Source organism: Aquitalea pelogenes (genome assembly GCF_041914625.1).
GTDB lineage: Bacteria > Pseudomonadota > Gammaproteobacteria > Burkholderiales > Chromobacteriaceae > Aquitalea > Aquitalea pelogenes.
In genome coordinates, this window is record NZ_JAYSDA010000002.1 from 156,437 (window position 1) to 180,429 (window position 23,993).

Annotated in this window: 22 protein-coding genes; 15 read left to right on the plus strand and 7 right to left on the minus strand. The window is 61.7% G+C overall.

Annotation, left to right across the window (positions count from 1 at the left end):
- The first annotated feature begins 104 nt into the window (after nt 1–104).
- Together ACE3SE_RS02805 and ACE3SE_RS02810 are read left to right on the plus strand one after the other, a co-directional pair.
- A complete protein-coding gene (locus tag ACE3SE_RS02805) occupies nt 105–1,691 on the plus strand; it encodes a TerC family protein (RefSeq protein WP_374553771.1) in 1,587 nt (528 codons plus the stop codon).
- The gene (locus ACE3SE_RS02810; protein ID WP_374553773.1) at nt 1,678–2,004 is read left to right on the plus strand and encodes a GIY-YIG nuclease family protein; all 327 of its coding nucleotides are present in this window, start codon (nt 1,678–1,680) and stop codon (nt 2,002–2,004) included. Before ACE3SE_RS02805 ends, ACE3SE_RS02810 begins: the two co-directional genes overlap by 14 nt.
- Here the strand turns inward: ACE3SE_RS02810 and ACE3SE_RS02815 are convergent.
- Nucleotides 1,998–2,819, minus strand: a complete 822-nt coding sequence (locus tag ACE3SE_RS02815) for a class I SAM-dependent methyltransferase (protein WP_131360880.1) — start codon at nt 2,817–2,819, stop codon at nt 1,998–2,000. The two genes, ACE3SE_RS02810 and ACE3SE_RS02815, sit on opposite strands and share 7 nt — an antisense overlap.
- Before the next feature lie 123 nt (nt 2,820–2,942).
- Between ACE3SE_RS02815 and ACE3SE_RS02820 the strand changes: the two genes are divergently transcribed.
- From ACE3SE_RS02820 to ACE3SE_RS02830, 3 genes are all read left to right on the plus strand, one after another.
- Nucleotides 2,943–3,593, plus strand: coding sequence for an MBL fold metallo-hydrolase (locus ACE3SE_RS02820; protein ID WP_374553776.1), 651 nt, complete (start codon nt 2,943–2,945; stop codon nt 3,591–3,593).
- Complete coding sequence (locus ACE3SE_RS02825) at nt 3,593–3,928, plus strand: MGMT family protein (protein ID WP_045846528.1); 336 nt, start codon at nt 3,593–3,595, stop codon at nt 3,926–3,928. The genes ACE3SE_RS02820 and ACE3SE_RS02825 overlap by 1 nt, the downstream gene beginning before the upstream one ends.
- A gap of 178 nt (nt 3,929–4,106) precedes the next feature.
- The gene (locus ACE3SE_RS02830; RefSeq protein ID WP_374553778.1) at nt 4,107–4,856 is read left to right on the plus strand and encodes an outer membrane protein OmpK; all 750 of its coding nucleotides are present in this window, start codon (nt 4,107–4,109) and stop codon (nt 4,854–4,856) included.
- A gap of 81 nt (nt 4,857–4,937) precedes the next feature.
- Here ACE3SE_RS02830 and pgi read toward each other — a convergent pair whose 3' ends face one another.
- The 5 genes from pgi to zwf all read right to left on the minus strand — a co-directional run bounded on the left by pgi (nt 4,938) and on the right by zwf (nt 10,694).
- On the minus strand, nt 4,938–6,587 hold the full coding sequence (pgi, locus tag ACE3SE_RS02835; RefSeq protein WP_374553780.1) for a glucose-6-phosphate isomerase: 1,650 nt from the start codon (nt 6,585–6,587) through the stop codon (nt 4,938–4,940).
- Nucleotides 6,588–6,592: 5 nt separating this feature from the next.
- Nucleotides 6,593–7,444 (minus strand): transcriptional regulator HexR, encoded by an 852-nt coding sequence (hexR, locus tag ACE3SE_RS02840; protein ID WP_045846531.1) that lies wholly within the window; start codon nt 7,442–7,444, stop codon nt 6,593–6,595.
- A gap of 3 nt (nt 7,445–7,447) precedes the next feature.
- Complete coding sequence (locus tag ACE3SE_RS02845; protein WP_045846532.1) at nt 7,448–8,425, minus strand: glucokinase; 978 nt, start codon at nt 8,423–8,425, stop codon at nt 7,448–7,450.
- Nucleotides 8,406–9,083, minus strand: coding sequence for a 6-phosphogluconolactonase (pgl, locus tag ACE3SE_RS02850; RefSeq protein ID WP_131356482.1), 678 nt, complete (start codon nt 9,081–9,083; stop codon nt 8,406–8,408). The genes ACE3SE_RS02845 and pgl overlap by 20 nt, the downstream gene beginning before the upstream one ends.
- Nucleotides 9,084–9,215: 132 nt before the next feature.
- Nucleotides 9,216–10,694, minus strand: a complete 1,479-nt coding sequence (zwf, locus tag ACE3SE_RS02855) for a glucose-6-phosphate dehydrogenase (protein ID WP_045846534.1) — start codon at nt 10,692–10,694, stop codon at nt 9,216–9,218.
- Between the two features lie 249 nt (nt 10,695–10,943).
- On the opposite strand from zwf, the gene edd reads away from it, so the two are divergent.
- The 10 genes from edd to ACE3SE_RS02905 all read left to right on the plus strand — a co-directional run bounded on the left by edd (nt 10,944) and on the right by ACE3SE_RS02905 (nt 22,035).
- Complete coding sequence (edd, locus tag ACE3SE_RS02860) at nt 10,944–12,779, plus strand: phosphogluconate dehydratase (RefSeq protein ID WP_045846535.1); 1,836 nt, start codon at nt 10,944–10,946, stop codon at nt 12,777–12,779.
- A 1-nt stretch (nt 12,780) separates the two neighbouring features.
- Nucleotides 12,781–13,404, plus strand: a complete 624-nt coding sequence (locus ACE3SE_RS02865) for a bifunctional 4-hydroxy-2-oxoglutarate aldolase/2-dehydro-3-deoxy-phosphogluconate aldolase (protein ID WP_045846536.1) — start codon at nt 12,781–12,783, stop codon at nt 13,402–13,404.
- A 126-nt stretch (nt 13,405–13,530) separates the two neighbouring features.
- Nucleotides 13,531–14,226 (plus strand): response regulator transcription factor, encoded by a 696-nt coding sequence (locus ACE3SE_RS02870; RefSeq protein WP_374553784.1) that lies wholly within the window; start codon nt 13,531–13,533, stop codon nt 14,224–14,226.
- Nucleotides 14,219–15,643: a sensor histidine kinase gene (locus ACE3SE_RS02875; RefSeq protein WP_374553786.1), complete on the plus strand. Its 1,425-nt coding sequence runs from the start codon at nt 14,219–14,221 to the stop codon at nt 15,641–15,643. Before ACE3SE_RS02870 ends, ACE3SE_RS02875 begins: the two co-directional genes overlap by 8 nt.
- Nucleotides 15,644–15,916: 273 nt before the next feature.
- Nucleotides 15,917–17,161, plus strand: coding sequence for an ABC transporter substrate-binding protein (locus tag ACE3SE_RS02880; RefSeq protein ID WP_045846539.1), 1,245 nt, complete (start codon nt 15,917–15,919; stop codon nt 17,159–17,161).
- 203 nt (nt 17,162–17,364) lie between these two features.
- Complete coding sequence (locus tag ACE3SE_RS02885) at nt 17,365–18,267, plus strand: carbohydrate ABC transporter permease (protein WP_045846540.1); 903 nt, start codon at nt 17,365–17,367, stop codon at nt 18,265–18,267.
- A complete protein-coding gene (locus ACE3SE_RS02890) occupies nt 18,260–19,117 on the plus strand; it encodes a carbohydrate ABC transporter permease (protein WP_445290641.1) in 858 nt (285 codons plus the stop codon). The genes ACE3SE_RS02885 and ACE3SE_RS02890 overlap by 8 nt, the downstream gene beginning before the upstream one ends.
- 3 nt (nt 19,118–19,120) lie before the next feature.
- A complete protein-coding gene (locus ACE3SE_RS02895) occupies nt 19,121–20,230 on the plus strand; it encodes an ABC transporter ATP-binding protein (RefSeq protein ID WP_045846542.1) in 1,110 nt (369 codons plus the stop codon).
- Entirely contained in the window at nt 20,230–21,126 is an 897-nt protein-coding gene (locus ACE3SE_RS02900) for an aldo/keto reductase (protein WP_374553789.1), read from the plus strand. The genes ACE3SE_RS02895 and ACE3SE_RS02900 overlap by 1 nt, the downstream gene beginning before the upstream one ends.
- 90 nt (nt 21,127–21,216) lie before the next feature.
- Complete coding sequence (locus ACE3SE_RS02905; RefSeq protein ID WP_062789420.1) at nt 21,217–22,035, plus strand: HDOD domain-containing protein; 819 nt, start codon at nt 21,217–21,219, stop codon at nt 22,033–22,035.
- Nucleotides 22,036–22,108: 73 nt separating this feature from the next.
- Here the strand turns inward: ACE3SE_RS02905 and ACE3SE_RS02910 are convergent, their stop codons facing one another.
- Complete coding sequence (locus tag ACE3SE_RS02910) at nt 22,109–23,983, minus strand: ribonuclease catalytic domain-containing protein (protein WP_374553791.1); 1,875 nt, start codon at nt 23,981–23,983, stop codon at nt 22,109–22,111.
- Between the last annotated feature and the right edge of the window lie 10 nt (nt 23,984–23,993).

The window sequence follows — 23,993 nt, forward strand, 5'->3', positions numbered from 1 at the left end:
GCCTGCAGCACTGCCGGGGCTTTGCTTTGCCTGCACCACGGACAAGAAGGCCGTGGTTTGTTATTGTGTTGACTGTTTCTTTTCAAGGACCCTGTTTTTACATCATGGATTTATCCTGGCTGTCTGACCCTTATGCCCTGCTCGGCCTCCTCACCCTGATCGTGCTGGAGGTGGTGCTCGGCGTCGACAACCTGATTTTCGTGGCCATCCTGGCCGAAAAGCTCCCACCTCATCAGCGCGACCGCGCCCGTGTGCTTGGCCTGTCACTGGCGCTGATCATGCGTCTGTTCATGCTGGCGGGCATCAGCTGGCTGGTAAAACTCACCGCTCCCCTGTTTTCCGTGCAGGGACAGAGCTTTTCCGGCCGCGACCTGATCATGCTGGGCGGCGGCCTGTTCCTGCTGTTCAAGGCCACCATGGAGCTGCACGAGCGGCTGGAAGGGGTGGAGCACAGTGAAGGCAATGGCCAGAAGGCCTATGCCGCCTTTGCCACCGTGGTGGTGCAGATTCTGGTGCTGGATGCCGTGTTCTCCATCGACTCGGTGGTCACCGCCATCGGTATGGCCGAGCACCTGAGCATCATGATGCTGGCCGTAGTGATTGCCATGAGCATGATGATCATGGCCAGCAAGCCGCTCACCCGCTTCGTCAACGCCCACCCCACCGTGGTGATGCTGTGTCTGGGCTTCTTGCTGATGATCGGCTTCAGCCTGATTGCCGACGGCTTCGGTTTCCATATTCCCAAGGGCTATCTGTACGCCGCCATTGGTTTCTCGGTGCTGATCGAGGTGTTCAACCAGATTGCCAACGTCAACCGTCAGCGCTTTCTCAATAGCCGTAACAGTTTCCGCTCCCGTACCGCCGACACCGTACTGCGCCTGCTGGGCAATGCGCCGCTGCAACACGGCGGCCATCACGAGCAGGAACACGAGGAAGGCCCCCACGAGGACGCGGAAGAAGCCTTTGCCCACAATGAGCGGGCGATGATACACAGTGTACTGACCCTGGCCGAACGACCGATCCGGGTGATTGCCACCCCGCGTTCCGACATCCACCGTCTGGACATCAGCCAGGATGCCGAGCAGCAACGCAAGGTGCTGCGTGACAGCCCCTACTCCCGCCTGCTGGTAGTGGGTGCCGGCCGCATCGACGAGCCGCTGGGCATCGTGGCACGCAAGGACTTGCTGGCCCAGTTGCTGGACGGCCAGACGCTGGACGTGATGGCCGCACTGCGCCAGCCGCTGGTATTGCCGGAAGGCATGACGGTACTGAAAGCGATGGAGGCCTTCCGTCAGCAAGCTGCCGACATGGCTTTTGTGGTGAACGAATTTGGCAGTCTGGAAGGCATCGTCACCCAGAAGGACCTGATGGAAGCCATTGCCGGGGACTTCCCGGAAGAACACGAACGCCATGAACAACCGGCGCTGGTACAGGGCGAAGATGGCAGTCTGGATGTGGAAGGCAGCACCGAACTGGTGACGCTGGAACAGTACATCGAGCTGGGCAACTACGAGGAAGAGGACTTCCACACCGTGGCCGGCCTGTTGATGCACCGGCTGGAGCGCATTCCGCGCCAGGGCGACAGCATTCGCGAAGCGGGCTGGGAAATCGTGGTGACCGAGCAAAAAGGCAATCGTACCGAACGGGTGAGCATCCGCCCGCTGCCCAAGCTGGACGATGAACAAGGCTGATACCACCAGCCCCGCCGGCCAGTGGCATCTGTACGTGCTGGAGTGCCGTGACGGCGCGCTGTACACCGGCATCAGCAATGACGTGGCGCGGCGCTATGCCGCGCATCTGGCCGGCAAAGGCGCACGTTATACCCGGCTCAACCCGCCACAGCGCATTGCGCTGGTTTATCCCTTTGCTGACAAATCGCAGGCGCTGAAGGCCGAATACGCTTTCAAGCGCCTGTCGGCCGCCGCCAAGCGCCAGCTGGTGGCAAGCGGCGATCTGAGCGACTGGCTGGCGGCACGTACCGCCCCGCCAGAGCCTGCTCAGTAAACAAAGCGTTCGCGCAAGTCTTCCAGGTTCAGCTCGCGCAGAATGGCTTCCTGCCGCTCACGCGCACTCTGCTTGCCCTTGCCGGTTTTCTTGGCAATGATCAGCTCGTTCTTCATCGAATGTTCCCAGCCCACCAGCTCGGTCACCGTCAGCTGGTAACCGCGGGCTTCCAGTTGCAGGCAACGCAGCACATTGGTCAGCTGGCTGCCGAACTCGCGGGTATGGATGGGATGACGCCACAGTTCGGATAGCGGCGTCTTGCCAAAGGTCTCGTTCTTCTTCTGACGCAGCACGGCGGCCACTTCGGCCTGGCAGCACGGCACCAGCACGATGTATTTGGCGTCCTTGGCCAGCGCAAAGCGGATGGCGTCGTCGGTGGCGGTGTTGCAGGCATGCAGCGCAGTAATGATGTCCACCTGGGCCGGCAACTGCTCGGAGGTGATGGACTGCTCCACCGTCAGGTTGAGAAAACCCATGCGGTCGAAGCCCAGCCGCGCGGCCAGTTCTTCCGAGCGGCTGACCAGCTCGGGCCGGGTTTCGATGCCGAATACCCGGCCGGCCTCCTTGTCCTTGAGGAACAGGTCGTACAGGATGAAACCCAGGTAGGACTTGCCCGCGCCGTGGTCGGCCAGGCTGACGTCCCCCTTGCTTTGCAGCACGTCCTGCATCAGGGGTTCGATGAACTGGTAGAGGTGATACACCTGCTTGAGCTTGCGGCGGGTGTCCTGGTTGATCTTGCCGTCGCGGGTAAGGATATGCAGTTCTTTGAGCAACTCCAGCGACTGCTGCGGTTTGATTTCGGGAATCAGGCTCATCATGGCCTCCGGTAAAGCGGGAATGGCGCGATTTTACCAGTTTCGGCCGCCCCGCCCCGACAAGCTTGGCCGCAGCGGCCTGCCATGCCACAATTTGCCATCCCAATTGCACCGAGCACCGCCATGTCCCTGCAGTATCACCTGATTCCGGTTACCCCCTTTGCCCAGAACTGCAGCGTGCTGTGGTGCGATGTCACGCGCGAAGCCGCCATCGTCGATGCCGGTGGCGATATCGACCGCATCCGCGCCTGGGTCGCGCAACAAGGACTCAGCGTCACCAAGCTGCTGCTGACTCACGGCCATATCGACCACGCCGGTGGTGCCGGTGAACTGGCCGCCCAACTGGGCGTGCAGATTGAAGGCCCGGAACAGAGCGAAAGCTTCTGGCTGGACCAGCTGCCCAATCAGGGCCGCATGTTCGGTTTTCCCTCCAGCCCGGCCCTCACCCCGGAACGCTGGCTGAACGAGGGCGATACCATCAGCATCGGCCAGGAAACGCTGCAGGTGATCCACTGCCCCGGCCACACGCCCGGCCATGTGGTGTTCTACAGCGCCGCCGCCGGTGTGCTGGTGGCCGGTGACGTACTGTTCCAGGGCTCCATCGGCCGTACCGACTTCCCCATGGGTAATCACCAGCAGCTGATCGATGCCATCCAGCAAAAGCTGTTCCTGTTGCCGGACGACACCGTGGTGATTCCCGGCCACGGCCCGCTCACCACCATTGGCGATGAAAAGCGCCACAATCCCTTCGTGGCGGACGCCCGCTTCCGCTGATGTCACCCGCCTTCGAACTGGCGGTGCTGGCGCTGGTGCGGCAGATACCGCCCGGCCGGGTCAGCAGCTACGGCGTGCTGGCGGCGGAGGCTGGCTTTCCACGCCACGCCCGTCATGTCGGCAAGCTGCTGGGCAGCCTGCCGGACGGCCACGGTCTGCCCTGGCACCGGGTGGTGAACAGTGCCGGCCGCCTGTCCCGCCCCGGCAGTGAGCAGGCCGACTGGCAGCGCGTGTTGCTGGAACAAGAGGGCGTCGAATTTTCTGCCAGCGGCAGCATCAGCCTGCTGCGCTATGGCTGGCCAGATAGCGCCTACTTGCCAGCCAATGTCCGCTGATGACGACATTTGCTGCATATTGTCCAACAGCAATACAGCCCGTTTTCATAATGTTGCTGAAATGTTACGTCGCTTGAACTGAAACTTTTCAATGTAGAGACTTGTGCGCTACCCTGCGCGCCCCCGTATGGTCTGTCCTGCGGGTTTTACATAAAAAAAGTTCACTTAGGCGGAAAAAATGAAAGCTCGCAAACTGCTGCTGGCCCTGTCTCTGATCAGCGGCTCCACCCTGGCGCATGCCGACAACTGGTCCTTTGCCAATGTCAGTGCCAACTACCTCGACTGGTCTTCCCGTACCACGGAGCAAAGTGGCAAGAAAGACTTCGGCTACCTGGAAGCCGAAGGCGGCATGGGTGGCAACTGGGGTGATGTCTACGGCTTCTTCGACCTGGAAAACCCGGGCAAGAGTGGCGACGGCCTGAACGGCTATGACCGCCGCTACACCACCAAGGCCATTGGCCGCTTCAACCTGACCCAGGTGGGCAACGTACCGGTACAGCTGTACGCACACGTTTACGACACCCGTGGCAACAACTTCTTCAGCCAGAACCGCGTACTGGGCCTGAGCACCGAACTGAAGTACGGCAACCTGACCATCAAGCCGTTCATTGGCGCGCACAACGAGCTGGACTCCTTCGGCATCGGTTCCGGTTACAACGGCTGGATGGCCGGCTATGTGCTGCTCTACCCGTTCAGCGCCTTTGGTCAGTCCTTCCTGGTGACCCAGTGGCATGAAACCGAATTCGCCCGCAAGCACGAATTCGTGGCCAACTACAAGCACAACACCGGCGAAAACGGTGCCATCGCCCTGTGGTGGAATGTGAACAAGCGCTTCACCACCGGCGTGCAATACCGCTATGCCGACCAGAAGCTGGGCTCGTCCGAGTACCAGAACGCGGTGATCTACAGCGCCAGGTACAATTTCTGATCTTCGCTGCCAGTCCCATGCAAAACGCCTCCATCCGGAGGCGTTTTTCTTTGAGGGTGGCCCTTGGCTCAGCCAGTGCGCTTACTTGCTCTTGTTGGCCTGACGGTACAGCTGGATCAGGCGGCGGGTGGAGCTGTCGTGCTCGGCCGTTTTCAGCTTGCCGGTGAGTTCAGCGTGGATGGTCTTGGCCAGTTGCTTGCCCAGTTCCACCCCCCACTGGTCGAAGCTGTTGATGCCCCAGATCACGCCTTGCACAAAGATCTTGTGCTCGTACAGCGCAATCAGCGAACCCAGGTTGCGCGGGTCGAGGAAGCTCATCAGCAAGGTATTGGTGGGACGGTTGCCGGCAAACACCTTGTGCGGCACCAGTGCTTCCAGTGCATCGCCCTTCATGCCTTGCGCGGCCAGTTCTTCGCGTACTTCGTCGGCGGTCTTGCCGCGCATGAAGGCCTCGGCCTGGGCAAACACGTTGGCCAGCAGGATTTCATGGTGACCCGGCAGGCTGCCACGGCTTTCCAGCGAGGCAATCAGGTCGATCGGCGAAATATGCGTGCCCTGATGCAGCAGCTGGAAGAAGGCATGCTGGCCGTTGATGCCGGTTTCACCCCAGATAATGGGCGCGGTTTCAAAATTGACCGGGTTGCCATTGAGCTGGGTCTGCTTGCCGTTGGACTCCATGTCCAGTTGCTGGATGAAGGCCGGCAAGCGATGCAGGTACTGGTCGTACGGCGCAATCACGTGGCTGCCACCACCAAAGTAGTTGATGTACCAGATGCCTATCATGGCCAGCAACACCGGCATGTTCTGCTCGAACGGTGCATTGCGGAAATGCTGGTCCATGATGTGCGCGCCGTTGAGCAGCTCGGTAAAGTTTTCCTCGCCCAGATACAGCATGATGGGCAGGCCGATGGCCGACCACAGGCTGTAACGGCCACCCACCCAGTCCCAGAATTCGAACATGTTGGACGGGTCGATGCCGAAATCCGCCACGGCTTTCTGGTTGGTGGATACGGCGACAAAGTGCTTGGCCACCGCTTTTTCGTCCCGCGCACGCTGTAGGAACCAGTCACGCGCGGTCAGTGCATTGGTAAGGGTTTCCTGGGTGGTGAAGGTTTTGGATTCCACCACGAACAAGGTGGTTTCCGAATGCACCTTCTTCAGGGTTTCCTTCAGCTGGGCACCATCCACATTGGAGACAAAGTGCATGTTCATGCGCGGGTGGCCAAACGGGCGCAGCGCACTGCATACCATCAGCGGGCCCAGGTCCGAGCCGCCAATGCCGATGTTGACGATGTCGGTGATGGGCTGGTTGGTATAACCCAGCCACTCGCCGGAGCGCACGGCGTGGGCAAACTTTCCCATGCGTTCCAGCACGGAATTCACCTTGGGCATCACGTCTTCGCCATCAACGAAAATGGGCGAATTGGTGCGGTTGCGCAGGGCAACGTGCAGCACGGCGCGGTTTTCCGTGCTGTTGATCTTTTCGCCCTTGAACATGGCCTTGATGCGTTCCGGCAGCCCGGCTTCGCGCGCCAGCTGCATCAGGCCCTTCAGGGTTTCGTCGGTGATGCGGTTCTTGGAGTAATCGAGGAACAGGCCCCCCACTTCCAGGCCATAACGTTCGGCCCGCTCCGGGTCGTTTTGGAACAGCTCGCGCATGTGCAGCTGCTTGGCATCGGCAAAGTGGTCCCACAGGGTTTGCCAGGCGGGAAGTTGGGTCAGTTCGCTCATGATGATTAATCCTCTTCTGTCCGTTCGGCCAGTCTCTTTGCTTTGAGACTGTGCTTGGTTTTTTCTAGTTGTCCGATCACGCCGGGGCCGCGGCGCAAGGCCACGCCCACAGCCAGCACGTCGATGAGCACCAGGTGGATGATGCGGGAAATCATCGGGCTGTAAGTTTCATTGTCTTCCTGGGTGTCCGCCATCAGGGCGATGGTGGCGGCACGTGCCAGGGGAGAACCACTGGCGGTGATGGCCACCACGGTGGCACCGGAAGCAGTGGCTTCTTCCACCGCATCCAGCAGCTCGCGCGAGCGGCCAGAGCTGGAAATGGCCACCAGCACGTCGTCCGGCCCCAATACCGAGGCCGCCATCATCTGGATGTGGGTATCGGCATAGGCCACGGTGGAAATGCCGAAGCGGAAGAACTTGTGCTGGGCATCGGCGGCGGTGATGCCGGAGTTGCCCAGACCGTAGAACTCCACCCGCCGGGCGCGGGAAATGGCCTCGATGGCCGCTTCGATGGCCTGCGGGTTGACGTCGTTACGGCTTTTGAGCAGCGCGGTGACGGTGTTGTCGAACACCTTGGCCACGATTTCCGAGGTGGGGTCTTCCGGCCGGACGCTGGAATGCACATAAGGCACGCCGGTGACCAGGCTGCCGGCCAGTTTCAGCTTGAAATCGGGCAGGCCCGAGCAGCCCATGGAGCGGCAGAAGCGAATCACCGTGGGCTGGCTGACGCCGGCATTGCGGGCGATATCCGCCACTGCGGCCTGCATCATGGTGTAGGGCTGCTCCAGCACCAGTTCGGCCACCTTGCGTTCGGCCGAAGACAGGGCTTCTAGCTGAGACTTGATTCTTTCCAGCATGGGTCAGTGCTCCAGGTGCGCCGCCAGCGCTGCCGACGCGCCGATCAGCGCAGGGTAACGGCTGTTGATGACAAACACCGGAATTCCCGCCAGATAAGCGGAAAAACGGCCCTTGTCCTCGAAGCGTGGGCGGAATGGCGACGTTTTGAAGTAGTCGATCAAACGTGGAACGATACCACCGCCAAGGTATACCCCGCCACGGGCGCCGAGCGTCAGCGCCAGATTGGCCGCCGCCGTACCCAGCATGGCGCAGAAGGCATCCAGCGTTTCGCGGCAGCGCGGACAGTCGCCCGAGAGGCCACGGGCGGTGATGTCGGCAGCGGACAGGTCCTGCTCCGGTTCACCGGCCAGTGCCGCCAGCGCATGGTAAATCAGCACCAGCCCCGGGCCGGACAGCAGGCGCTCGGCCGATACATGGCCGTGGCGATCGCGCGCATAGCGCCAGATGGCAGCCTCGCGCTCGTCAAACGGGGCAAAGCTGACGTGGCCACCTTCACCGGCCAGCGGCATATAGCCACCCGGCGACGGAATCAGGGCCGACACGCCAAGACCGGTGCCGGGGCCAATCAGCGCCAGCGGGCTGCCAGCAACCGCTTCACCGCCCCCCACCTGTACCAGTTCCTGACGTGGCAGGTGCGGCAGCGACAGCGCCAGCGCGGTGAAATCGTTGATGACGATCAGCGAGGTCAGACCCAGTGCCTGACGGGTGGCTTCAATGGAAAACGCCCAGTGGTGATTGGTCATCTGCACCCAGTCACCCGTCACCGGGTTGGCAATGCCGATGGCGGCATGGGCCACCGCACGGGTGCCCACCTCGGCCAGATAGCTGCGCATGGCCGCTTCCAGCGTGGGGTGGCTGGCACAGGGCAGCACCAGGATGTCTTCCAGCACGCCAGGCGCGGTTTCCAGGGCGAAACGGGCATTGGTGCCGCCGATATCGGCCAGCAGCCGCGGCCAGGTATTAGGCAGTCCAGTAGACATCGATGGGGCACTCCGTCTGCAACAGGAAATGGCTGATGGGCAGGCTGTCATTGATACCTTGCGCAGCCTGATCGAACACCTGGCGTTTGCCCGCCCCCTGAATGGACAGGATGAGGCTGTCGCAGGCGAGCAAAGCGGCCTTGCTCATGCTGAAGCGCAGGTGCGGCGCGGTGAGCGGCTGTACGGCAAGCAAGGGCAGGCTGCGGGCCATGTCCAGCCCGTCAGCGAGCGCGTCAGCACCGGGAAACAGCGAAGCGGTATGGCCGTCCTCACCCATGCCCAATACGGCGACAGTCGGTTGTTGGTAGGCGGCATTGGCGGCGGCCAGTTCGGCGACGTCATCACGGGCATCGCCCACCAGCGGCAGAAAACGGGCGGCAGCGGCGGCATCCTGTAACAGATGTTCGCGCACCAGCGCGGCATTGCTGTCCGGGTGATCCGGCGGGACGAAGCGTTCGTCCACCAGCGTGATCAGCACGCGCGACCAGTCCAGCGGCTGGCTGCGCAGCGCGTGAAAGAAGGGAACCGGCGATTTGCCACCGGAAACAGCCAGCACGGCGCGACCATCGCGCGCCAGAGCGGCCGACAAGCGTTGTGCCACGGTAGCGGCCAGGGCGGCGGCGCTGGCCGGTGCATCGGGAAATTCAAACCATTGCATGCATGTCATCCTCACCTTGCACCCGGCCCCTGATATCCATGACACCGGGTGATTGCCGCTCTTGCTGGCCGGCTTGTTATGAATTGCCCTGCCCGGGCAGGCCAGTGCGGCGGCCCGGACGGGTCAGGTCGGTCAGCTTTCTTCGTGCCAGCTGATGCCGTCGCGGCTGAGCAGGGCGCTGGAAGCCGCCGGGCCCCAGGTGCCTGCCGTGTATTGTTTGGGCGGGGTGTTGCTGCTGTTCTGCCAGCATTCCATGATGGGCATCACCCAGCGCCAGGCTTCCACCAGCTCGTCACGACGCATGAACAAGGCCAGCTTGCCGCGGATCACATCCAGCAGCAGGCGTTCGTAGGCGTCGGCACGGCGCACCTTGAAGGCCTTGTAGAAGTCCAGGTCCAGGTAGGCCGGTTGCAGGCGCATGGTATCGCCCGGTTCCTTGGCCAGGAAGTACAGGCGGATGCTTTCTTCCGGCTGCAACTGGATCACCAGGCGGTTGGCGGTGTGACTGCCGCTCAAGGGGCCGGAGAACAACTGGTGCGGCACGTCGCGGAAGTTGATGACGATTTCCGCCAGCCGCTCCTGCATGCGCTTGCCGGTACGCAGGAAGAAAGGCACACCGGCCCAGCGCCAGTTGTCGATCTCCGCCTTGAGGGCGACAAAGGTTTCGGTCTGGCTATCAGCCGGAATGCCTTGCTCTTGCAAGTAGCCCACCACCGGCTGACCGGCCACCGCACCGGCCTTGTACTGGCCGCGCACGGTCTTGTTGGCCACATCCTGCTCGCTGAACGGGCGCAGTGCCTTCAGCACCTTGAGTTTTTCGTCCCGCACCGCGTCGGCTTCCATATTGGCCGGCGGCTCCATGGCGACGATACACAGCAGTTGCAGCAGGTGGTTCTGCACCATGTCGCGCAGCGCGCCGGTGCCATCGTAGAAGTCACCACGGGTGCCGACACCCAGGTCTTCGGAAATGGTGATCTGTACATCGTGAATCCACTCGCGACGCCACAGCGGCTCGAACAGCGCGTTGGCAAAGCGGATGGCCATCAGGTTCTGTACCGATTCCTTGCCCAGATAGTGGTCGATGCGGTACAGCTGGTCTTCCTTGAAGAAATGAGCCACCGCATCGTTGATTTCGTTGGAGGAATCCAGGTCGATACCCAGCGGCTTTTCCAGCACTACCCTCACATTGGGGCGGTTAAGTCCCACGGCAGCCAGGTTTTCGCAAATGCCGGCAAACAGATTGGGCGCAGTGGCCAGATAACAGACCACCACCCGTTCCGGATGCTGGCCCACCGCTTCGGCCAGTGCCGGATAATGCGCAGCTTCACCGGCATCAACCTGCAGATAGTCGATACGAGCACGGAAGGATTCCCAGGCCGCCGCATCGAAGTGTTCCTTGATATGCTGGCGTGCATTCTTTTCCACCAGCGCCAGGTAGTCGTCGCGGCTCATCGCCTTGCGACCCAGCGCCAGCAAACGGCCTTGCTGGTTGAGCAGGCTGGCGGCATGGGCCTGATACAGCGACGGCAACAGCTTGCGCATTACCAGGTCGCCAGTACCACCGAACAGCACCATATCGAAGGCCGGGGTGGGCGTGCTACGGTTATCCATAGTGATCTTCCGTCTTGTGCATTTGCAATGTAGTTATATTACCACCCGATTTTGCCATGTCCATGTGTGTTGCCGGGATAATCCGCAGAAAGCAACACCTGTCCAATCGGGCATAAAACGACACAATCCTTTACTGGAGCGACTTTCGTGCTAATCACCCCCATTTTGCCACGGCAAGGCACTGGCTGAATTCTTGCAATTTAAGTGTAGTAAAACTACCATTTACCCACATTCATCACGGGAATCGCCATGGCCCTGCACCCGGTATTGCACGCCGTTACCCAGCGCATCATAGATCGCAGCCGCGAACGTCGCGCTGCCTATCTGGATCATCTTCAGGCCGCCGCCCAGCAGGGCAAGGTGGAACGCGCCCAGCTGTCCTGCACCAACCAGGCTCACGCCTTTGCGGCAATGCCGGACAATATCAAGATTCACCTGAAAGAGGCCCACCGCCCCAATCTGGCCATCGTGTCTGCCTATAACGACATGCTGTCCGCCCACCAGCCACTGGAAGCCTACCCGGCCTGGATCAAGGAAGAAGCCTTGAAGGCCGGTGCCACCGCCCAGTTTGCCGGTGGTGTGCCTGCCATGTGCGACGGCGTGACCCAGGGTCAGCCTGGCATGGAGCTGTCCTTGTTCTCGCGTGACGTGATTGCCATGAGCACCGCGGTGGCCCTGTCACACCAGATGTTCGACGCCAGCCTGTATCTGGGCGTGTGCGACAAGATTGTTCCTGGCCTGATGATTGGCGCGCTGACCTTCGGCCATCTGCCGGCGGTGTTTGTTCCGGCCGGGCCGATGACCACCGGCATTGCCAACGACGACAAGGCGAAGGTGCGCCAGTTGTTCGCCGAAGGCAAGGTGGGAAGGGATCAGCTGCTGGAATCGGAGTGCCAGTCCTACCACGGCCCCGGTACCTGTACCTTCTATGGCACGGCCAACTCCAACCAGATGATGATGGAAATCATGGGCCTGCATCTGCCGGGCACCGCCTTCGTCAATCCGGGTACCCCGCTGCGCGAGGCACTGACCCGCGCCGCTGCCCGTCAGGCCGCCCACATTGCCGCCCAGGGTGAGAACTTCACCCCGGTTGGCCGCATGATTGATGAAAAATCCATCGTCAACGCCATTGTCGGCCTGCTGGCCACCGGTGGTTCCACCAACCACACCCTGCATCTGGTGGCCATTGCCCGCGCCGCCGGCATCGACATCAACTGGGACGATTTTGACGAACTGTCGGCCATCATCCCGCTGCTGACCCGCGTCTACCCCAATGGCAAGGCCGATGTAAACCACTTCCACGCCGCAGGCGGCATGGGCTTTGTCATCCGCGAACTGCTGTCCGCCGGCCTGTTGCACGAAGATGTGGACACCATCGTCGGCCGTGGCCTGTCGGCTTATGCCAACGAACCGTGGCTGGACAATGGCACGCTGAAATGGCGTCCGGCTCCCGCCGTGAGCGGCGACGACAGCGTGCTGCGCACCGTGGCCGACCCGTTCAGCGCCGATGGCGGCCTGCGCGTGGTGGCTGGCAACCTGGGCCGCGCCGTGATCAAGGTATCCGCCGTCAAGCCGGAACATCGCATCGTGGAAGCACCGGCCATCGTATTCAACGATCAGAACGACATGCTGGCTGCGTTCAAGCGCGGCGAGCTGGAACGCGACTTTGTCGCCGTCATCCGCTTCCAGGGCCCGCGCGCCAACGGCATGCCGGAACTGCACAAGCTGACCCCGGCGCTGTCCATCCTGCAAGAACGCGGCTTTGCCGTGGCACTGGTCACCGATGGCCGCATGTCCGGCGCGTCGGGCAAAGTGCCCGCTGCCATCCACGTCTCGCCGGAAGCAGTCCTGGGCGGTAGTATCGGCAAGGTTCGCGATGGTGACATCGTGAAACTGGATGCCGTGGCCGGCACGCTGGAAGTGAAAGTACCGGCCGAAGAATGGGCTGCACGCGAACTGGCGCGTGCCGACCTTGCACACAATCAATTTGGCGTGGGACGTGAACTGTTCGCGGTATTCCGCGAATCCGCCGACGCCGCGGAAGCTGGTGCCATGAGCTTCCATCACCCGCTGTGGAGAAACTGATATGGACGCTTTGACCCTGTTGCGCCAGGGACCGGTAGTGCCGGTCATCGTGGTAAATGACGCCGCTGTAGCGGTAGACCTGGCGCGTGCGCTGGTAGATGGTGGCATCCGCGTGCTGGAAGTCACCCTGCGCACCAAGGCGGCCCTGGCTGCCATGCGCCGCATGCGCGACGAAGTACCCGGCGCCATCGTGGGTGCCGGTACGCTGCGCAACCGCGCCCAGCTGGAAGCTGCGCTGGACGCTGGCGCCCAGTTTGGCGTCAGCCCCGGCCTGACCCCGGAGCTGGCCTCTGCCGCACGTAATGCCAACCTCACCCTGCTGCCGGGCGTGGCCACCGCGTCCGAAGCCATGCGCGCGCAGGACGAGGGCTTTGACATCCTCAAGCTGTTCCCGGCCGAAGCCGTGGGTGGCATCAAGCTCTTGAAGTCGCTGGCCGGCCCGCTGCCCGACCTGCGCTTCTGCCCGACCGGCGGCATTGACCTGGCCAAGGCCAAGGACTATCTGGCGCTGCCAAACGTACTGGCCGTTGGTGGCAGCTGGCTGACCCCGGAAGACGCCATTGCCAACCGCGACTGGGCCCGCATCACCGAACTGGCCAAGCAGGCCAGCGCGCTGGCGCAGTAAACCTGCCCCACTCCGTCAAAGCCCGCCATGTGCGGGCTTTTTGCTGCACCGCACACCGCGCGGTGATGGCACAGCCCGGCTAATCTGCACTACCATCAAGCCTTCCTTTCCCGATGCTGCCGTCCCATGAAACTGTTTCTGGCCGAAGATGATGCCGTGCTGGCCGACGCCCTGCTCACCCGTCTGAACCAGCTGGGCTTTGCCGTGAGTCATAGCGACAATGGGCTGACTGCCCAGCAGATATTGCTGGCCGAGCACTTTGATGCGGTGATTCTGGATATCGGCCTGCCCGGTCAGGACGGCCTGAAGGTGCTGCGCAATGTACGGGTGCATCAACCTGCGCTGCCCATCCTGCTGCTCACCGCGCTGGACAGCATGGAAGACCGTGTGGCCGGGCTGGATGCCGGTGCAGATGACTATCTGGTCAAGCCGTTCGAATTCCCTGAGCTGGAAGCCCGCATCCGCGCCCTGCTGCGCCGGCAGCGCGCCATCGACCCGCAGCGCGATGCGCTGCAACGGGAAGAACTGCACTTTGGCAGCTTGCGGCTGGACCCCGGCGCCCAGCGCGCCTGGGCGGGCAGCCAGCCGCTGGAGCTGTCGGCGCGCGAGCTGGAACTGCTGTTCATCCTGATGAGCCAGGCGGAAAAAGTGCTGACCAAGGAGCAGATTTCTGCCGCCCTCACCGGTGCAGGGGAGGAAATCGGCAGCAATGCGGTGGAAGTGTATGTCCACCGCCTGCGCAAGAAGCTGGATGGCAGTGGCGTAGGTATCCGCGCTGTACGTGGCCTTGGCTATCTGCTGATGCAGGCTGCCGATGACTGAAACCACCCGCCCGCGCCAACTGTCATTGCGCCGCCAGCTGCTGATCTGGCTGCTGCTGCCGCAACTGGTGCTGTGGCTGGCGGCGGCCATGCTGGCGCATGCCATGGCGGTGCGCTACACCAATGAGGTCATCGACCAGACGCTGGCGCAGACATCACGCGCGCTGGCGCGGCAGGTAAAGCCCTTCGGCAATGGTTTTTATGTCGACTTCCCCCGTGCCGCACGGGAAATCCTGGAAGAAGACCCCAGCGACCGGGTGTATTACATGGTCAGCTCGCCGCCTTCCGCCTTCCTGCTGGGCGAGCCCACCATGCCACCGCCACCGCATGAGCTGGTGGCCAAGGCGGGCAGCAGCTATTTCTACAACGCCAGCATGAAGGGCCAGGATGTGCGCGTGGCGGCCCTGTACCTGTTGGCAGGCACGCCGGAACAACCACAGCTGATGCTGGTGCAAGTGGCCAAAAGCCGTGCCCTGAGTGCCGAACTCACCCGCAAGATCCTGCTGGACATGGGCCTGCCCCTGCTGGGGCTGATGCTGCTGACCAGTCTGTTGGTGTGGGCCGGCATCAGCCGTGGTCTGTCGCCACTGCGCCGCCTGCGCCGGGTGGTGGAAAACCGCTCGCCACGCGATATGGCCCCCATCGAAGTCAACAATGCGCCGGCCGAAGTCCGCACCCTGACCGCCGCCATCAACAGCCTGCTGGAAGAGGTCAACAAGCAGGTGGACCAGCAGCGGCGCTTCATTGGCGATGCCGCGCATCAATTACGCACACCGCTGGCCGGACTCAAGTCGCAAACCGAACTGGTAAAGGCCGAACTGCAAGGCCAGACACCGGACATACCGCGCGCCTGCCGCCAGCTGGAGCAAGTGGAAACCAGCGTGGCCCGCTCCATTCACCTGGTGAACCAGCTGCTGGCGCTGGCCCGTGCCGAACCGGAAACCGGCTTGCAGCGCAGCCTGCTGGACCTCAACCAGCTGACGCGCGAAGTCACCGCCGAGGTCGTGCCGCGTGCGCTGGCGCGCGGGCTGGACCTGGGCCTGGACAGCAGTGATGAAAAAATGCTGATGCAGGGCCATGCCGGCCTGCTGCGCGAACTGTTGGCCAACCTGCTGGACAATGCCATCCAGTACACCCCGCCGGGTGGTGAAATCACGGTGGAACTGCACCGCAAGGGGACGCAGCTGTGTCTGGCCGTGCGCGACAACGGCCCCGGCATAGCCGCGGCGGAACGCGAAAAGGTGTTCCAGCGCTTTTACCGGGTCAACAACAGCGTGGGAGGCAAGGGCTGCGGGCTGGGTCTGGCCATCGTGCAGGAGATTGCCCGCCGCCATCACACCCGGGTGGAACTGAGCGACAACCCGCCCCATGGCCTGTGTGCCAGCCTGTTTTTCAAGCAGGAAAACGAAGCTGAATAAACTGTCCAGTAGTGTAGTTGACACACTACAGCGCACCATTTTGCTGCACAGCAGCACCAGTTCAGTGCCTTGAAGTTATTGATTTCATTCCAATAGCATGTCGCACTGCATTGCCTCACCTGCATTTTCTTACAGCATTTCCACGCAAACCTTACACAAAACTTACAATCTGCCGCTATAGTTCTTGCACATCCCGCCCGTTGCCACAGGCAGCGACCAGCGGAATGGAACATAAAAAACCGAAATGCAACGCTACAAGACGGAGACAAGAGAATGAAACGCAAGCAACTGAGCGCCGCCCTGCTGGCTGCCACCCTGCTGCCGGCCAGCGTATTTGCCGGGGAAGTGGAAGTGCTGCACTGGTGGACTTCCGGTGGCGAGGCCAAATCCGTGGCCGAACTCAAGAAAATGATGACCGCCAAGGGCGATAACTGGAAAGACTTCGCCGTTGCCGGTGGTGGTGGCGACAATGCCATGACCGCACTGAAAACCCGCGTGGTATCCGGCAACCCGCCTACCGCCGCCCAGATCAAGGGCCCGGCCATCCAGGAATGGGGTGCCGAAGGCGTGCTGGCCAATATCGATGCCGTGGCCAAGGCCGAAGGCTGGGACAAGCAGCTGCCGCCGGTGGTCAGCCAGGTGATGAAATACAAGGGCCAGTACGTGGCCGCTCCGGTGAACGTGCACCGCGTGAACTGGCTGTGGGTGAACCCGGACGCCTTCAAGAAGGCCGGTGCCAAGGTGCCGACCACCTGGCCGGAATTCTTTGAAGCCGCCGACAAGCTGCAAAAAGCCGGCATCCAGCCGATTGCCCACGGTGGCCAGCCGTGGCAGGACGCCACCCTGTTTGAATCGGTGGCGCTGGGCGTAGGTGGCCCGGCCTACTACAAGAAGGCCTTCGTGCAGCTGGACCAGGCCACCCTGGCCGGCCCCACCACCCTGAAAGTGTTTGAAACCCTGCAAAAGGTGAAAACCTATATCGACAAGGGTGCCGCTGGCCGTGACTGGAACCTGGCTACTGCCATGGTGATCAACGGCAAGGCCGGCATGCAGTTCATGGGTGACTGGGCCAAGGGTGAATTCACCGCCGCCGGCAAGAAGCCGGGCAAGGACTTCCTGTGCGTAGCCGCACCGGGTACGTCTGGCAGCTTCACCTTCAACATCGACAGCCTGGCCATGTTCAAGCAGAAGGACCCAGCGGCGCAGAAGGCACAGGCTGATCTGGCCGAAACCGTGATGAGCAAGAACTTCCAGGAAGTGTTCAACCTGAACAAGGGCTCCATCCCGGCCCGCCTGGATACGCCGATGGACAAGTTTGACGACTGTGCCAAGAAGTCCAAGGCTGACCTGACCGCCGCATCCAAGAGTGGCGGCCTGGTGCCCAGCTTTGCCCACAAGATGGCCATGCCGTCTGCCACCGAAGGCGCGATTGATGACGTGATTTCGCAGTTCATGAACTCATCCATGAGCCCGAAAACCGCCACCGAGCGTCTGGCCAAGGCTGGCAAGGTGCATTAAGCAAGCAGCCATATTGCCCCGGGCCTGCTGCCCGGGCGCGCTATGCCGTAGACAGCTGCCGGCCATGCCGGCCCGGTAGCTGTCTGTCCCACACCGAAGCAAAACATGTACGCCGACTGCCCTTCCGCACCGTGACCACGGTCGGGAAGCGGCCTGCTGCGCGCCTGCGCCAGCACGCCACGGCTGCATGCAAGGATTGATTCATGTCCTCATCCCAATCACAAGCCAGCCTGTCGGCGCTGGCAGACCGCTGGTTGCCCAAGCTGGTGCTGTCGCCCACCTTGCTGATCAGCCTGGTGTTCGTCTACGGCTTCATCGCCTGGACCGGCTGGCTGTCGCTGACCGAATCGCGACTGCTGCCACAAATGGACCTGGCCGGCCTGATCCAGTACCAGGCGCTGTTCGAGAATGACCGCTGGTGGACTGCGGTCGCCAATCTGGGCATTTTCGGCGGCCTGTTCATCGGCTGCACGCTGGCCGTCGGCCTGTTCCTCGCCGTGCTGCTGGATCAGAAAATCCGCGCCGAAGGCACGCTGCGTACCATCTACCTGTACCCGATGGCGCTGTCCTTCATCGTTACCGGCACCGCCTGGAAATGGATGCTCAACCCCGACATGGGCCTGCAGAAGGTCATCAATGACTGGGGCTTTCCCGACTTCACCTTCGACTGGCTGGTGGACCCGGACAAGGCCATCTACACCGTGGTGATTGCCGGGGTGTGGCAGTCGTCGGGTTTCGTGATGGCGCTGTTCCTGGCCGGCCTGCGCGGCATCGACGACTCCATCATCAAGGCCGCCCAGGTGGATGGTGCCAGCCTGCCGGTGATCTACTGGCGCATCATCATCCCCAGCCTGCGCCCGGTGTTTTTCAGCGTGCTGCTGATCCTGTCGCACATCGCCATCAAGAGCTTCGACCTGGTGATGGCGCTGACCGGCGGCGGCCCCGGCACGGCATCCGACGTACCGGCCATCTTCATGTACCAGTTTGCCTTTACCCGCGGCCAGCTGGGTCTGGGGGCTGCCTCGGCCATGATGATGCTGATGACCATCGTCGCCGTACTGGTGCCGCTGATGTATATGGAAACAAGGAGCGCCAAACGTGGCTAAACACCTGACTCCCGGCCGCATCGTGCTGTATGCCGCACTGGTGCTGATGGCCATTTACTACCTGCTGCCCTTGTACGTGATGCTGTCCACCTCGGTGAAAACCCTGGACGACATCCGTGGCGGCAACCTGATTGCCCTGCCGCAATCCATCACCTTTGATGCCTGGAGCAAGGCCTGGTCCAGCGCCTGCACCGGCGTGGAATGTGGCGGCATGAAGGGCTTTTTCTGGAACTCGGTGAAGATGGCGGTGCCCTCGGTGCTGATTTCCACCCTGATTGGCGCGGTCAACGGCTATGTGGTGTCGATGTGGCGCTTCCGTGGCTCGGACGTGCTGTTCACCCTGCTGCTGGTGGGCTGTTTCATTCCCTTCCAGGTGGTGCTGCTGCCGATGGCGCGCCTGTTGGGCGAGCTGGGCATTGCCAATACCACCAGCGGGCTGGTGCTGGTGCATGTGATTTACGGCCTGGCCTTCACCACGCTGTTCTTCCGCAACTTCTTCGTCACCATCCCGGACGAGCTGGTAAAGGCCGCGCGCATTGACGGCGCCGGTTTCTGGACCATCTTTTTCCGCATCCTGCTGCCCATTTCCGGCCCCATCTTCATGGTGTGCGTGATCTGGCAGTTCACCCAGATCTGGAACGACTTCCTGTTCGGCGTGGTGTTTGCCGCCGGCGAGTCGCAGCCCATCACCGTGGCGCTGAACAATCTGGTGAACACCTCTACCGGGGTGAAGGAATACAACGTGGACATGGCAGCGGCCATCATTGCCGCCCTGCCCACCCTGTTCGTTTACATGGTTGCCGGCCGCTACTTCGTGCGTGGCCTGACAGCCGGTGCTGTGAAAGGTTGAACGATGGCTGCTCTCTCCATCAATAATGTGTGCAAGACTTACGCCAACGGCACCGAGGTGCTCAAGGGCATCGACATCGCCATCGAAGACGGCCAGTTCCTGATTCTGGTAGGCCCTTCCGGCTGCGGCAAATCCACGCTGCTGAACATGATTGCCGGGCTGGATGACATTTCCAGCGGCGATATCGAAATCGGCGGCAAACGGGTGAACGACCTGTCGCCCAAGGACCGCGACATTGCCATGGTGTTCCAGAGCTATGCGCTCTACCCGTCGATGAGCGTGCGCAAGAACATCAGCTTCGGCCTGGAAATCCGCAAGATGCCGCAGGGCGAAATCGACGCCACTGTCGAACGCGTGGCACAGATGCTGCAAATGACCCACCTGCTGGACCGCAAGCCCTCGCAACTGTCCGGTGGCCAGCGTCAGCGCGTGGCCATGGGCCGTGCCCTGGCACGCAACCCGTCCATCTTCCTGTTCGACGAGCCGCTGTCCAATCTGGATGCCAAGCTGCGGGTGGAAATGCGTACCGAAATCAAGCTGATGCACCAGCGGCTGAAATCCACCATCGTCTATGTCACCCACGACCAGATCGAGGCCATGACACTGGGCGACCGCATTGCGGTGATGAAGGACGGCATCGTGCAGCAGTTCGGCAGCCCGCAGGACATCTACGACAACCCGGCCAACCTGTTTGTCGCCAGCTTCATCGGCTCACCATCGATGAACTTCATTCCGGCGCAGGTGGTGGAATCGGCCGGGGTGCTGGGGGTGAAAATCTGTGACGACAAGGGTTGCGTCATCCTGCCGCTGCCGCATGCCCAGGACAAGATGAAGCCGTGGCTGGGCCGCGAAGTCATCTTCGGCATCCGCCCGGAGCAAATCACCGATGCCCGCACCGCCTACCGCGAAGGGCTGCCGGTGATGGCCTGCCATATCGACGTGATCGAACCCACCGGGCCGGACACCCTGGTGTTTGTCTCGCTCAACAACACCAAGGTATGCTGCCGTACCCACCCGACAGAAGCCAAACTACCGGGCCACAGCATGGAACTGGTGTTCGACGTCTCCAAGGCCGTGCTGTTCGACCCGACTACAGAACAACGGATTGCCTGATGAGTCCTTTGCATGCAACACAACTGGCCCCCGAGGGGCCAGTTTTTTCTCCGGTAGCCGCCGGCCTGTGGCGGCTGCACGATTGGAATTTCTCCCCTGCGGAACTGGCAGCCTGGGTGGAGCATGCCATCCAGCTTGGCATCACCACTTTCGACCATGCCGACCTGTACGGCGGCTTTCGCTGCGAAGCGCTGTTCGGCCAGTGGCTGAAGGCCAACCCCGGCCAGCGCGAGCACATCCAGCTGGTGAGCAAATGCGGCATCAAGCCGGCAGATGCCAGCCGTGGCTGGCAGGTAAAGCACTACGACAGCAGCCGCGCGCATATCCTGGCCTCGGTGGATGCTTCCTTGCAGAACCTGGGCACGGACTATCTGGACCTGCTGCTGATTCACCGCCCGGACCCGCTGCTGGACCCGGACGAAGTGGCAGACACCTTTGCCAGCCTCAAGCAAAGTGGCAAGGTGCGGCATTTTGGCGTATCCAACTTCAGTCCCAGCCAGTTTGCCCTGCTCTCGTCGCGCACAGCCTTGCTCACCAATCAGGTGGAAGCCTCGCTGCTACATGGCGCGCCCCTGTTCGACGGTACCTTTGACCAGTGCCTGCAAGCTGGCATCCGCCCCATGGTGTGGTCGCCGCTGGCAGGAGGCCGTCTGTTACAGCCTGCGGCCCACCCGGCATTGCACGCAGCCCTGCAGCAAATGGCAGCCGAGCTGGCGGTCACTCCCGCCACGCTGGCGCTGGCCTGGCTGATGCGCCACCCGGCCCGCCCCATCCCCATTTCCGGCTCGCGCCGCCTGGCTTCACTGGATGAAGCAGCTGCTGCCTGCCGCCTGCAACTGGACCGCCAGCACTGGTTTGCCCTGCTGGAAGCGGCCCACGGCCAGCCCGTCGCCTGACTGCTTGTGCCAGATCGGCATTTTTGGCCTTTTTTTCTGCAACACTTCACCTAAGCTCAATAAGCGGGACAATGACAAAGGGGATATGGCATGCAAGTGGCTGAACTTTTCGAGCAGGCATCCGGACGGTTGCCGATGGTACCCAAGGTGGTGCAGGAGCTGATTGAAAGCTTTCACAAGACCGATATCAATATTGATGAAATCAGCGACAAGGTCGGGCACGACCAGGTGCTGACCGCTCGTGTGCTGCGTCTGGCCAATACCGCGCGCTTTGGCGGCAGCCGCCGTGTGGGTTCACTGGACGATGCGGTAGTACTGCTGGGCTTTGACAACCTGCGCATTCTGGTGATTGCCTCCGGCATTACCGGTGCCACCGCCGGCATACCGGGTTTTGACATGAAGGGCTTCTGGCAGCGCAGCTTTGCCATGGCCAATACCGCCAAGCGGCTGGCCAAGCTGGCCAGGCTGGATGCCCAGCTGGGCTACACCTGTGGCCTGCTGTCGAATATCGGCGAACTGGTGCTGCATGTGGCCATGCCACAGCAGGCGGTGCAGATCGACAAGATTGTGGCGGGCGGCGCAGACCGGGTGGCCACCGAACGCATGTTGCTGGGCGTGGACCTGACCGAAGTGGGTGCCGAGCTGGCCCGGCGCTGGAATTTCCCGGACGACATCCAGCAAGCCATTCGCGACCAGCACGACCTGCTGGGCGATGTCTCGCGCTTTGCCATCGTGATTGGCCTGTCGGCCTACATGGTGGCCGGCTTCAATCACGACATGAGCGAAAGCGACATGCTGACCACCCTGCCCTGGAGCGTGGTGGACAAACTGGGCATCGAGCGTGATGCGCTGACCGGTGCCATTGGCGATCTGAAAGAGGCCTGCAACGGCATCGACGACATGTTCTGATCAGTGATGCCTGTATAGAAAAAGGCTGCCCACAGGCAGCCTTTCTTGTTGACACTTGGTGCCGGGACGGAACTCAGCCTTCTTCTTCCTCGCTGGCGGCCTCGACATGGCCCACCACGCCGACAAAGCGGAATTCGATCTCGGCCATCAGTTCGTCGATGCGGATCACGCTCAGCTGGATACGGTCACCACGCGCCAGTTCCGGCAGGCCCGGAATGCGTACCCGCAGCGGCAGACCGTCGATACGCACCAGGTCTTCCTTGATGAAGGTGGCGGTGACATTGCTGACACCTTCCTGGGTAAACCAGCGCAGGCACCAGAAGTGCTCCAGCTTGTCCTGGAAACCCAGATAGGCGGAATAGGTGGTGTCAAAGTCGCGCAGCAGGGCAAACAGCATGGCATTGCCTTGCTCGAACTGCGGCTTCTCGCCACGAATCATGGCAGTGAGCTGGCGCTGGTTGACGAAGTCGGTGGCACGGCGCAGCGGCGAGGTGGCCCAGGCATATTGCGCCACGCCCAGGCCGATATGCGGCTCGGGGCGGGTAGTCATGCGGACCTTGCCCATGCTCTGGGCGCGATACATGGCCGGGATATCCGCTTCGGCCAGCATGCGGCCCCATTCGCTGTTGGCCAGAATCATCAGCTCCGACACCAGCTTGTCCATCGGCGCACCACGCTTGCGCAGGGTGATCAGCACCTTGCCATCGACCACATCAAAGTTGTAGTCCATCTGCACCGGACGGGTGGGGTCGTACTTGCCACGGCGTTTTTCCAGTGCATTGGCAAAGTGCCACAGCCAGGTCAGCTCGCGCTTGAACGGGTAATCCACGCCCGGATCATTCAGCAGGGTGTCTTCGTTGAACTGCTGTTCCAGCTCGGCATGACGCAGGTTGGCCGCAATGCGCACCCGTTCGATACGGCTTTCGTAGGCCACCGGTTCGAAGTCCGGCGTGACGTCCACATACAGGCTGAGCGCCGGGCAGTCCTGCCCTTCCTGCAAGGTAAAGGCCTGCACCACGTCGTCCGGCAACATGGTGATCTTGCCACCGGGGAAATACACGGTGGACAGGCGGCCCCATACCAGTTTTTCGATGTCCGAATCCACCGGCACGCCAAGTGTAGGGGCGGCAATATGGATGCCCACACGCTTGTTGCCATCCGGCAGATCGACTACCGACAGCGCATCGTCGATTTCTGTGGTGTTGGCGTCATCAATGGAAAAAGCCGCCACCTCGGAGAGCGGCAGCTCTTCGGGCAGCTGCGGAGGAGCATATTTGCCAAAACCGCTGCCCTTGGGGAAGTACTCCATCAGGAAACCGGCCATCAGGTAGTCCGGTACCGAGCTGATGCCACCGATGCTTTGTGCCAGTCTCAGCGGCGGCTGGTTCAGCTCGCGCGCGGCCTGGTCGAAGGCCTTGAATTCCAGCGTGTTCTTGTCCGGCTTCCACAGCAAGGTCATCAACTGGCTGCGGATGGCATCCGGCAAGGCACCGGCCTTCAGCTCGGCCACCCAGCCATCAATCTGCTCTTGCTCGCGCTTTTTGCGCTCGATACCGGCCAGGGCGGCTTTCAGTGCTTCTTCCGGGGCTTTTTTATAGCGGCCCTTGCCCTTTTTGTAGAAATACATCGGGGCACCGAACACGCGCAGGATGATGGCAGCACTCTCCAGTGCCGAGGGGGCATGGCCCCAGTAATCGGCTGCCAGCACATCGTGCTCGAACTCATCTTCCGGGCTGCATTCCCACAGGAAATCCAGATCGATCTCATCAGCCATTTTTTCTGCAGCAGGAAGAAAATCTGCCAGAGTCGAGCTAAACTCGAGAAAAACATTGCTTGATTTGATCTTGGCTCGCTTGCCATGCAGCGTATCTACCTGCAAGCTGGCATCGGCACGGGAAACAATGGTGCCAACCTTGAAGGAACCGCTTTCTTCGTAAAATACGTTCATTTGCGCGCCA